At 72.8% G+C, this 13,027-nt stretch carries 1 protein-coding gene (only partly in view); it reads right to left on the bottom strand.

All 13,027 nt of this window come from inside a single coding sequence — locus FHX82_RS08940, WXG100-like domain-containing protein, on the bottom strand. Of the gene's 59,421 coding nucleotides, 30,878 precede the window and 15,516 follow it; the stretch shown corresponds to coding positions 30,879-43,905 — codons 10,293 (partial) to 14,635 (complete); the first complete codon in reading order (the gene reads right to left) occupies positions 13,024-13,026. The start codon and the stop codon both lie outside this window.

Here is a 13,027-nt window from a genome sequence, read left to right on the forward strand (position 1 = left end):
GGACGCGTCGAAGGGGTTCGCGAGCGCCTCCGCGATCCGGTCGCGCGGCACGTCCGTCCACAGCACCGCCGTGCCGCCGAGCGTCTTCGCCGACTGCGCGAACCGCTGCTGGAACGAGCCCGTCGGGCCGTCGTCGGCCAGCGGGCCGCCGAGCCAGATCCCGTGCAGCAGCTTGGGAGTCTCCCGCTTGGCGGGCAGCGCGGCCACGTCGATGTCCCGCGCCTCCCAGTACCGCAGCTCGTCCTCGGTCCAGTCGGAGACGAGCACGTCCTGCTCGACCTCGGCGAGCGCGTCGGGTGTGAGCGCGTCCGCGTCCGGGAAGGGGTTCACCAGGTCGAGGCGCTGCAGCAGGGTCATCCCCTGCGCCGCGCTCAACTCGTCGTGGTCCAGACCGAGCAGGGCTTCCGGTGCCTCGGGCGTGTTGCCGAAGCCGAACAGGTCCGGGCCCAGCAGCTCGTGGTACTCGCGCTGCCCGCTGAGCACGGCCTTTTCGGCCATCTCGTCGAGCCGGGACCGGATCGCCGCCACGGCGACCGGATCGGCGAACCTGCCGGGCACGACGCCCGGCAGGATTCCGTCGGCGGGTTCCTCGGGCAGGACGTCGACCTCGTGCTCGGCGTGGACCTCCGGCTCCGCGTAGTCCTTCGCCACGTCGAACATGTCCCGCAACGCGTGGTAGGCGTTGTCCGTCAGGTAGTCGCGGTTCGCCGCGTTCGGCAGGGCTTCGGTGAGCGCGTCCAGGTCGAGCAGCTGCAGCAGGCGGGCGGTCTCGGGCCCGGTGTCCGGCAGGTCGCGTTCGAGGTACGCCTGGTACGCGAGCGCGCTCAACACGGTGTTGTGCACGGGGAAGCGGCGTTCGAGCTCGTCCGGCGTCAGGCCCGCCGGCGGCAGGACGTGCGGCAGCATCCGCGCCCGCCACGGAGACGCGTCGCGGCCCGGCATCTCGCGGAGGAAGTCGGCCAGCCGCGTCACGTGGTTCGCGAGCTCCAACGGGGGCACCGCGTCGTCGTGCTCTTCGAACGGCGGCACGTCCTCGTAGGCAGGCGGCAGGTCCGCGTACGGCGGCGCGTCCCCGATGTCCTGCGGGGTTTCCTCGTAGCGCGGCGGAGCGTCCTCTCGCGACTGTCCGGAGTAGACCGGCTCACCCTGCTCGGGGAACTCACCGAACGGCCTTCCCTCCACCGTTCCCTGGAGATAGCGGGTGCTGTTGCGGACCATCTCCGCGGCCTGGCGCACGTCGTGCAGGCCGGACCACGCGTTCTCGGGCAGCATCTCACCGGCGATGCGGTCGGCCAGCATCGTCACGATGCCCTCGTGGAACGCCTGCCGGACCTCCACCGGCGCACCACCCGGCACGGCCGGGGGCAGCGGGCCGGCCAGCGCTTCGGCCTGCTCCCGGGCCAGCTGAGCCCGCCAGCCGGAAGCCTCGTCGCGTTGCTCGTCCTCGCGCAGCCGTTGCCGCGCCTCGTCGAACTGGTCCTGGAACCTCGCCAGCTCCGTCCTGGCCCAGGCACCGAGGTCGTCGAAGGTGCGCAGCTGCTCGAACCGGTTGCGCAGTTCGTCGGCCAGCAGGCGGCCGTCGCCACCCTGCGCCAGTCGCGCGGCCACCGCGTCGGTCATCGACTGCCACAGCCGCTGCTGCACGGCGGTGACCGGACCGTAGCCCGGAATCGGGGCGGGGCGCTCACCGAGGAGCCACTCGGCGTGCTGCCGGTCGACTTCCAGGTCGTCGGGCAGCCACTCGGTGGCCGTGCGCAGGTAGGCCTCGAAACCCGCCACCGAGCCGGACAACCGGCTCGGGTCGGCGACGGCGGGGCCTGCCGAGTCCGAGACCAGCGCGTCGATGGCCTCGGCCTCCTCGGGCATCTCCGGCACAGCCACGTGCGCCGGTTCCGGCTGCGCCGGCCGGGCGGCAACCGTGTACAGCGAGGCCAGTTCGCGCGCCGGCAGCATGGTGTAGTGCGGGGCGCCGGACACCGGCCCGCGCAGGGACTCCGCGACGCGGCGCACCTCCGTCACGGTCGGGTTCTCCCAAGCCGACCGGGGAAGCGCACCGGTCAGCATCGAGTCCGCCATCAGGGTCACGAGACCGTTGTGGAAGTACCGGCGCACGTCCTCGTCGGCTTCCGCGACGGCACTGGGCAGGTCGCGCAGCAGGCGCTGCGCGTGCGACCGGGCCCGCTCGACCTCCTGCGGTGCGGACTCCGCCCGCTCGGCCAGCCGCTCCTCGGCCGCCTCGATGTGCTCCGACCACCGCACCGTCGCGTTCGTGGCGATGGCGGCGAGGCCGCCGTCGCCGGCCTCCGACACGTTGTCGTCCGGTTCCTCGGGGCGCGACTCCGCCACCGGCTGCGGCTCGCTGGGCTGCGCCATCTCCTCGCGCAGCGCGCTCAGCTCGCGGATGGGCGCGACCGTGTAGTGCGCGTTGTCGGTTTCCGGCCCCCGCAGGGACTCCGCGACCTGCCGCAATCCGGCGGTGTTCTCCCAGGCGACCCTGGGCAGCGTGCCCGCGAGCAGCGCGTCCGCGAGCACCGACACGAGGCCGTCGTGGAGAAACTGGCGCACGTCGGCGTCGGCCTCCGGCGTGGCGTCGGGCAGCGCACCCACGAGCCGCTCGGCCCGGGACCGCGCCAGCGCCGCTTCCGCCGGCACGGGGTGCGAGTCCAGCCGCTCCTCGGCCGCGCCGATGGGCCCGGACCAGTCGACGATCGCGTTCGTGCCGAGGGTGGCCAGGTCTTCTTCCGGGGCTTCGTGGTGCTCCGGCGCCGGTTCCGGTGCCGGAGCGGCTTCGTAGGCCCGGATCGCGGCTATCGCGCTCATCGGCAGGCGGGTGTAGTGCGGCTCGCCGCCGACCGGGCCGCGCAGCGACTCCGCGAGCTCGCGCAGCTGCGTGATCTCCGGATTCCGCCAGGCCGCCCGGGGCGAGGCACCCGAGAGCATCGCGTCGGTGAGCACCGAGACGAGACCTTCGTGGAGGAACAGCCGGATGTCCTCGTCGGCGTCGGGGGTCGCGTCGGGCAGCGCACGCACCATCTGCTCCGCGAGAGAGCGGGCCCGCTCCACCTCGTGCGGCGGCGCGGAGTCCACGCGCTCCTGGGCGTCGCCGATGCGCTCGGACCACTCGGCGACGGCGTTCGTCCCGGCGTCGTCGACGGTTTCGGTGACGTGCTCCCGCGGCGGCTCGGTCGGTTCGGGCGCGCGGACCTGACCCAGGATCTCGACGGCGTTGCGGCTGTAGTGCCGTTCATCCGACGGCCCACGCAGCGCTTCCGCGGTGTTGCGCAGTCGCACGACTTCGGGGCTGTGCCAGGCGACGCGCGGGTTCGTGCCACCGGCGATGAGGTCGGTCAGCATCGACACCAGACCGTCGTGCAGGAACTGACGCGTGTCCTCGTCCACACCGGACACCGCCGACGGCAGCTCACCCACCAGCTGCTCCGCCTCGGCACGCGCCTCCTCCACTGGCCGCACCGAGTCGAGGTCACCGTCCACACGCGACTCGACGCGACCGGACGCCTCCAGGATCGGCTCCGCCCAATCCGCCATCGCCGCTTCCGCCCGCGTGTAATGCGGCTCTTCGACCGCACCACGCAACGACTCCGCGGTCTCCCGCAACCGCGCGACGTCCTCGTGACCCCACGCCTCTTCACGGCTCGCGCCACCGGCGATGAGGTCGGTGAGCATCGACACCAGGCCGTCGTGCAGGAACTGACGCGTGTCCTCGTCCGCACCGGACACCGCCGACGGGAGAGCACCCGCCAACTGCTCCGCCTCAGCCCGCGCCTCCTCCACCGGCCGCACGGACTCCAGCTCACCGTCCACACGCGACTCGACGCGCGCCGACGCCTCCAGGATCGGCTCCGACCACTCCGCCATCGCCGCGTCGCCGAGGTCCTCCACAGTGGACGACGGTCCCTTCGCCACGGCCGGGCCGGTCGGGCCCGCGGCCCCGAGGTCCTGCGGCGCCGGGGAGTTGACAGCACCCACCTCGCGGAAGTAGCCGTCGTGCACCACCGTGCGGCTCCCGGTGGGAGCGTTCAACACGTCCTGGTCGGCCCCGTACATGGTGACCGGCCGGAAGTCCTTCTCCCACGCCTGCTTGATCGACAGGGCCACGGAGGCGGTTCCCGGCGAGTGCACCGCGTTGGCCTGGCAGTGGCCGATCAGCACGGGCAGGTCAGGAGAACCTGCCTGCACGAAGATCTCGCTGGCGTACACCGCGTGCGCGGCCTTCGCCCCGGACAGCGTCACGACGTCACCGCGGACGTGGGGGCGGCCGGTGGTCAGCGCGAAGACCAGGCCCTCCGCTGGGTCACCGTGCCCGTCGAAGAGCCAGACGTCCAGGCCCGCCCACGGCGACTTGGTCTGCCGCTCCGACTTGAGCGTGTTGAGAGCGCCCTTCTTCGGGCTGACCTGGCGGACGTAGGTGTCCTGCCTGGCCCCGTCGAAGTGCATGCCGTTCAGCGCGTCCCAGGCCGCGTCGAGGGACTTCGACGGGAAGAACTGCCCGTGCACGGTGCCGTTCGACCGCACGTGCGGGTAGCTCAGCAGGTCGCGCGGACCGGGGTCGAGCGGGGCGAGCTCGTCGAAACCGCCGGCGACGGCCAGTGTGCCGGGCTGCGCGAAGGACATGCCACGCACCGGCCGGTACATCGTGCGCGAGTACCCGCCGCCCAGCATCTCCCCGGCGAACTCGTCCAGCGCCGGGGTGTCCCCGTCCAGCCCGGCCAGCAGCAGCGGGATCTCGGTGTCGTTCCGCATCAGCGAGCGCAACGCGCGGTCGTCGCGCAGCACCCGGCCGAGCGATCGCTGCGACACCTGCACCGGCTGCCCGTCCGTCCGCAGCGCCACGTACCCGCCGGGACCGCGACGGCCGACGACCAGCACCGGCGGCGTCACCCAGGGCACCTCCTGGCGCTGCCCGTGCTCGTCGACGAAGGTCGCGAGGCTCTGCCAGTCCGCCGCCTGCACCCAGTCGCGCAACTGCTGGACCACCTGGTCGTCACCGGGCGAGCGGATCACCTTGACCGCGACCGTGCCGTCGTTGCTCGTCAGGGTGGTCGTCTGCAGGTCGCCGTCACGCCAGTCCGAAACCAGCTCGAACCGCGTACCGGGAGCCCGCCGGATCCCGCCCGCCTCGATCCGCGCGCCACCGGTGGCTGCGTAGACGTCCGGGAAGAGACCGACCTCCCGCAGTGCCCCCGCGAAGTCGAAGCCCAGGCCGCCGTGGTTGTTCCGCACCGCACCGTCGTCGCCGACCAGGACGATCGGCCGGTCGGGCTCCATGCGCAGCTTCGCCAGGAAGTCCGGGTCCGACAGCAGCTGCTTGCCGAGCGCACGGCCTTCCACCTCCGCGAGGAACCCGCCCGGCAGGCCCACCTTCGCGTGGTCACGTGCACCGTCGACCGAGACGAAGATCGGCTCGCGGTCGCCCCACTCGCCGCGGTGATCCACCGTGCCGTCGGCGATGCCTTCGGCGAACTGCCGCAGTTCGTCCGCGTCCGCGGCCCGGCCGGTGCCGGTGCCGGTGGGGAAGCCGAAGACCGTGTCGTGGGAGACGTGCTCGACGTCCTGCAACGCCAGCGGCGTCTCGGCGAACTCCGCGCCCGCGTCGGTCGTCAGTACGCCGATCTGGTCGTCGAGCGACACCTTGCCGTGGTACGAGAAGCCTTGCCACGGTCCGGAAAGCTTCTTGAGCGCGGACAGCAGGCCGGGGTTGGGGTTGTGCGTGCCGGGGCCCGCCGCCTGGTCGTCGGTGGCCACGACGATGGGCCGCCGCACCGGGTCCTGGCGCGCCTGCGCGAACACGCTGGTGCCCAGAGCCAGCTCGGCGAACTCCTCCTCGGGAATCTCGACCAGCTCGCGGCTGCCCTTCATCCTGGCCACGAACACGCCGTCCGTGCTCTCCAGCAGCAGGTGCAGCGGGCGGGCGCGGTCCCCGTCGACGGCACCGGCCCAGGCCGCGATCTTCTCGGTGCGCTTCTCCTCCGGTGCGGCACCGGTGCCGGAGTCCTGGCTGGAGCTGCTGCTGCTGGCGGAGCTCGTGTCGTCCTCGGGGTGCTGGGCGTACATGCGCTGGGCGTTGTCGGTGGCGCGCCCCGCGCCGGACTTCATGGCCCGGGCCGTGCTGTCGGTCGTCGGGAACCCGACGCCGTAGTTCCGCCCGTGCGCGTCGGTCAGCGGCACCCAGACCAGGTCGTCGAGACGCGGCCGGGAGATCCGGTGGAAGCCGCCGTACTGCGGCTGCTCGGAAGCGGGCAGGTCGGCGGCGTGCATCTCGCGGTACGGGCCGTTCCCGCGCAGGGCTTCGCTGAACTCCCGCAGCGCGCGCTCGGACTCGACGGGGTGCGCCGGATCGGTGGCGACCACCGACACCACGAGCTTGGGGTCGGCCGCCAGCGCGTTCCGGTACTCCTCGTTCGCGGCGACGCGCTGGGCGAGCCCGGCCCCGTCGAGCACCTCGCCGTCCACGACGAACCGGCCGTTACGCGCGGTCGCGAACACGTAGAACGGGTTGCGGACACTGTCGATCGGCTTCGGCGGCATCTGGTCGTAGGCGTCCCGCCACTCGGCCAGCTCCGCCGGGTCACTGGTGAACGCGACCGCACCGAGCCCGTTCGACGCGGCCGGGAACGTGGCGGCTTCGGAGGTGAGCTTGGTCCTCTTCGCAGGCGGGGCGTCCATGTCCACATCGGACGCGGCGTCGCTGTCGGTCAGGGTCCGCGGGTGGACGACGGTCGCCTGTCCGACGCCGGACGGCGGCTGCGCCCCGTTCGCCGCCTTGCCGGGGGCGAGCGCCGCGAACGCCTCGTTGAGCTTCTGGATGGCCTCGTCCGACGTGTCCCCGCGGGTGATCCGGTTGACGGCCGACTCACCGAGGTCGTGCTTCGCGAGCTGGACGTGGACCTGCCCGACCGGCCCGTAGCCGTAAGGCGCCTTTTCACCGATGACGCGGACGGTGACGTCCTCGGGCCGGACGTCCAGGCCCAGCCTGCTCAACCGCACCGTCTCGGCGGTCAGCTCGTCGTTGAACACCGCCGCCATGGCGTCCGCGCGGTCCTGGCCCAGCTCCTTGGCCCGCGTCGAACTGCCCAGGACCGAGTGGCCCCAGCCCCGGATCGTCACCTCCGGCAGGTCCACGTTGTGCCGCCTGCGCCACGCCGCGGCGCGAGCGACCTGCCGGGCGACCTGGCGGACCTCGGCGACCTGCGGGCCCGACAGCACCTTGCCCTTCTTCGGGAAGGTCGCCTCGACGGCGCCGATGGTGTTCGCCGCGAGATCGGCCAGCGGCACGTCCGGCGGCCGCGTCCCGTCCGGCAGGGCCTCGGTGAACACGCCGTCCACGATCGAGCGGGTCGCGGTCGTGTTGGTGACGAAAACGGGCTTGGTGGCACCGAAGACCCGGGCCGGCTGGCCCTTGACCTGCTGCCATTCGCCCTTGAACCGCTCCGCGGGAGCCTCGCTCGCCCCGTCCGGAGCGGCCATCAGCCAGCACTGGCCGAGCACGACCGGAGCGGTGGGGTCGGTGCCGGCCTGCCGGTACACCTCGGTGCCGGCGACCATCCGCGCACTGGCGGCACCGTCGACCACCACCGTGTCGCCGATGTGCAGGGGCTGGTCCGTCTTGAGCCCGAAGGTGAACCCGTCGCGGAGCCCGTGCCCGTCGAGGAACCACGCCGGAACCGTGCTGCCCGCCCAGGGCGCCAGCACCGGGACGGGGCGCTCGACCGTGGTGCCGTTCGCCTTCTTCTCGGTGTGTTTCTGCAGGTAGTACTGCTGCCGCACGGCGGAGTCGTACCGGGCGGGCAGGAACATGTCCTGTGCGTCCTTCTCCGTCAGCGGGAAGAACTGCCCGTGGCCGCCCAGGGTCTCGTTGGCCATGGCGTAGGTGACGATGTCGTCCGGCCCCGGCATGACCGCCGCCTGGGTCTTGAGGTCCTTGCCGTTCGTGGTGATGCCACCGCTGCGCAACAGCGACAACGAGCCCTGCGGGTGGTGGACCAGCCGCGAGTAGCCGCCGGGCAGCAGCGACTGCGCGAACTCCCCGACGCCGGTGGTGTCCCCGTCCAGCGCGGCGAGCACGAGCGGGCGGTCGCTGCGGGGTCCCTTGCCCCGGCCCAGCATCTGCCGCAGGTCGGGGTCGTTGCGGACGATCTGGGCCAGCTTCGCCGGGGTGAGCTGCTGGACCACGCCGTCCTTCCGGATGGCCTGGTAGCCGCGGGGACCGACACCGCCGAACAGGAACGCCGGCATCGTACCCGCAGGCCACGGCGAGGCAGCCGTGTGCAGGAGGGAACCCGTGCTGACCAAATACGTCTTCAGGTGGTCGGCCGCCGCGTTCTCGGCCCACTCCTTCGCCCGCCGGAACTGGAGGCCGTCCCCGGGGTAGCGCACGAACAGCGCCACCGGGTCGCCGGCCCGGTTCTTCAGCACGCTCGTCCGCACGTCGCCCGCCCGCAGGTCCGACACCAGCGCGAAGTCCGTGTGCCCGCTGGTGCCGATCTTGTCCGGCTCGATCCGCGCCGCACCGTCGGGCGAGTAGACGTCGGTGAAGAACCCTTCGGCGCGCAGCGCACCGGCGAAGTCGAAGCCGAGGCCGCCGAAGTTGGACCGGGTGCCGCCGTCGCGGGCCACCAGCAGCACCGGCCGCTCCGGGTCGGCCTCCAGTGCCCGCCGGAACCGCGGGTCGGCCAGCAGCATCTTCCCGAGCTGCCGGCCGCCCAGTTCGAGCACGCCGCCGGCCCTCGTGGCGATGCGGGCGAACGTGCCGTCCGGTGAGTCGACGGAGACGATCAGCGGCTTCTTCGGCGCCCACACCCCGTCCAGGTCGGCGGTGCCGTTCGCGACCGCGTCGATGAAGTCCGCCAGCACCGCCGTCTCCGCCGCGGGCTCGCGGGCCCCGCCGGGCACGGGGAAACCGAACACCTCGTCCGACGACTGGTGCACCACGTCGGCCAGCGCCGGGGGCGGTCCTTCGGTGAACTCGCTGCCCCGCGGCACGGACAGCATGGCCACGTCGTTGAAGGAGTAAGAACCGCTGTAGTCGTAGGTCTGCCAGGGGCCGGTGAGCGCGCGCAGCTTCGTCAGCAGCCGGTCGTTGGCCGCGCTCTTCGGCGTGCCCTGCGCCGCGCCGTCCCGGGTCAGCACGAGCAGCGGCGGCCGGGTCGGGCCGCCGGTCAGCTGCTGGAACGCCGACGACTTCGCCATCAGCTCGGCGGTCTGCTCGGGCGCGAGCTGCCAGGTGCTCCCGTCGCTCAACGGCACGTCGAACCTGTCGCCGGTGCTGTCCAGGAGTAACTCGGCAGGGCGTGTGCGGGCGCCGTCCGTCGCCGCGGCCCACGCCTGCGTGGTGGGCGTCTTCCGCTTCTCGCCCGCCGCGTCGACCTCGGTCTCGTACACCGCCCGCATGCTGTGGTCGGTGGTGAGGTTCAGCTTGTGGACCTCGTTGTCGGCGAGGCGCTGCGGCGAGGCGAAGCCCATACCGAACTGGCGGTCGTTCGTGTCCTTCAGCGAAACCCACAGCACGTCGTCCGGCCGGATCTCCGACACCAGCTCGAAGGACCCGCCGTTCGCGGGCACCGCCGTGCCGGTCGCGTCCAGCTCCAGCCGGTCGGTCGCCGCGGTCACCGACCGGTACGGGCCGCCGTCGCGCAGCGCCTCCGCGAACTCCTTCGCCGCGCGGGCCGACTCGTCCGGGTGCGCGGGATCCGCGGCGACCAGCCGCACCGGCACCGTCGGGTCCGCCACGTGCTGCTGGAACGCGGGCGAGTTCCGCACGTGCCGGGCCAGGGTGGCGCCGTCGACCCGCGCCCCGCCGAGCAGGAACTGGTCGCCCACGGCGGTGGCGTAGACGTAAAACGGGTTCTTCGGACCGGTCTTCGGCGGCAGCGCGGCGTGCAGGGCGTCCCAGTCCGCCTTCTCCGACGTGAAGCCCGAGTCGAAGCTGAGGCCGCCGGCCGAGTGGGCGGTGGTGCCGTGCACCGACGTCCGCGGCTCGGTGGGCACCGACACGTCGACGGTGACGTGGCCCGCCGGGCCCTGGACCACCACGATGTCCGGCAGCGCGCGCGACGGGTCGCCGTCCAGCAGTTCCGCGCGCAGCAGGTCCGCGACGACCCGCGCGTCCTGCTGCGTGCCGGTGATCTCGACCCGCGGCGCGGGCAGGCCGTCGGCGTGCTGGAGCGACACCGACGTGTTCAGCACGCTCGCCAGCGTCCGCAGGTCCGACGCCTCGGCGGGGTCGGCGAGGCGCGGCCCGCCCGGGTCGACGTGGTAGGTGCGCTGACGGCCCAGTTCCACGTTCGCCAGGTCGCGGGCGAGCTGGTCCGCGGTCGCCGACGCCACGCTGTGGATCGAGGACGCGCCGCTCGCGCTGGCCAGCGAAGCGGTGCTGCCTGCCGCCGCGGTGAGCCCGAGGCCGAGCCCGGTGCCGAGGCCGAGCCCGGTGCCGCTGGCGATGGAGCCGGTGTCGCTGGACAGTGACGCCGCGTCACTGTCCGGACCGGTGAGGCCGAGCCCGGTGCCGAGGCCGAAGGTGTTGCCCAGCCCCAGGCCCGTGCCACCGACGATGGAACCGGCGTCGCTGTCGCTGTCCGACCAGTTGGTGTTGGCGAAGCCCTGCAGCGGTGCCGAACGGGGAACGCCGCCGCCCCCGCCGGGGCCACGGCCCGCCTTGCCGGTGCCGAGTCCGCCGCCTCCGCCGCGCAGCACCTCGTCTTCGTCGCGAGGCGCTTCGAAGACGGCGGAGTCCTCGTCCGGTGTGGCGCCGTCCGGCAACGGGCGCACCGTGCCATCGCGGCGGACCTCGACGCGGCTGTCGAAGCCGCGGACGCCGCCCCGGTAACCGACGTCGCGGAGGAGGTTCGTCAGCGTTCCGAGGCGGCCGGACTGCGGGCTGTCGACCCGGCAGCTGACGAACACCATCGCCGCGCGCTGCTGCCAGCCGGCATCGCCGGGCAGCTCGATGCTGGTGAGCAGCCGCACCACGCCGCGCTCGTCGAGCGGCACGATCTCGCCGCTCTTCTTGCGGATCGAGAAACCGCTTTCACCGTGGTGGATCACGGTGGCGAACTCGTCCGGCACGCCGGCGCCGTTCTCGAAGGCTTCCTGCAGCACGACACGCTCGCGGTCCGTCCGCGGGAAGCCGACACCGCGCACGTTGCCCGCACGGTCCCGCAGCGGCACGAAGTCCACTTCGGACGGATCGACGTGGGGGAACGGCCCGGGCGGCGTGGGCGCGGCGTCCATGACGACGCCGTCCTCGGATGCCGCGTCGCTGTGCTCCGAGAGCGCGGCGTCCTCGTCGTCGGACCAGCCCTGGAACGTCTCGTCGAAGCGAATCCGCGGCCCCCGCGGCGACGACGGCTCCTCGGCCACCGACTCGCCGTCGTGCTCGCCCGCGTCCGACGCGGCGTCCTCGTCGTCGGACCAGCCCTCGAACGTCTCGTCGAACCGGATCCGCGGCCCCCGCGGCGACGACGGCTCAGGCACGTGCTCACCGTCGGACAGGTCCGGCTCGCTCAGAGCGTCGTCAAAGCCGTCCGGGTCAAAGTGCTCGAAACCGCCGAACAGCGGCTGCGGCTGGCCAGGCTTGACGCCGGGCGCGACGGCTTCGAGGAACGCGCCTCCCCGCTCGACCGTCCGCTCACCGTCCCGCTTGACCCTGACTACTTCCGATGCCGCCCACATGATCGTCGGGCCAGCTTCGCGTTCCCACGCCTCACGGACACTGAAAGCCACCGTGGGCTCGGCGACCCCGGCCGCGTTCACGTTGGTGGCACACTGCCCCAGCACCACCCCGGCGTCCGGATCGGGCTGCGCTTGCCGGTAGATCTCGCTGCCGTAGATCGCCGCCGCCGCCGGATCGCCGGAAAGCTCGACAGCATCGCCGCGGCGGTAGGAGTCACCAGTGGACAGGGCGAAGGCAAGTCCACTGGAGGACCCGTGGCCGTCCGTGAACCAAGGGTCGCGACCGGCCCACGGCGCGCGGAATGGCTCCTTTCGGTACTGGTAGCCGCCCTCCCCGTCGGGGCGGCGAATCTCCCGGATGTAGTACTGCTGCTGCGCCCGGGATTCTCCGACCGCGGCGAGCCCCATGTGTGCGCCGTCGAAGTCCCCGCTCGGGAAGAACTGGCCGAACGTGCCGAGGCGCTCGTTCGCGCTCGGGTAGCTGACGATGTCCTCCGGCCGCGGCGCGTCCGGCTCGATCGCCCGGAAGCCCGGCCCCTGCACCCCGAGCGACCCGCCCGGCCGGAACGTCAGTGTGCCCTGCGGTGCGTAGGCCGTGCGGGCGTAACCACCGCGCGCCATGCCCTCCGCGAACTCCTCCAGCCCGATGGTGGGGCCCCCGAGCCCGGCCAGCAGGTAGGGCAGGGTCGGATCGGTGCCGAGCGCCTCGCGCAGGCTCTGGTCGTCGCGGAAGACGTCGGCGAGCTCGGCGGGGCTGACCGAACCCACCGTCCCGTCCCGGCGCATCCCGAGGTAACCGCGCGGCGTGCGCTGCGCGACCAGAAGCGCCGGCGCGCGGTCCCACGGCGCGGCGGCTTCGCTGCCGTCGCCGCGGGTGAAAGTGCCCATGGTGAACTCGTTGCTCTGCTCGGCCCAGCGCTGCAGGCGCCGGAGCACCTCTTCGTCGCCCGGGGTCCGGACGAGCCGGGCGGCCAGCGTCCCGTCCGGCCGGTGGATGTCGGTGGTCTCCAGGTCGCCGGCCCGCAGCCGCGAAACCGGGACATAGCTCGCGTGCTCGCCGACGTCGCCCTTGACGCCGTACACCGTCGGGTGGAAGCCGGCCTCGTGCAGGGCACCGGCGAAGTCGAAGCCGAGACCGCCGATGTCGTTGCGCAGTCCCGAATCCTTCGAGAGCACCACGACCGGCCGCGTCGGGTCGGCTTCCAGCTGTGCCCGGAAGGCGGGATTGGCGAGCATCATCCGCCCGATCGCCCGGCCACCCAGTTCGAGGTCCTGGCCGTTCTCGAGTCCCGCGAGTGCGTGCCGCGCTTCGCCGTCCAGCACGACGTACAGCGGTTCC

This window comes from Amycolatopsis bartoniae, from assembly GCF_014191255.1.
Lineage (GTDB): Bacteria > Actinomycetota > Actinomycetes > Mycobacteriales > Pseudonocardiaceae > Amycolatopsis_E > Amycolatopsis_E bartoniae.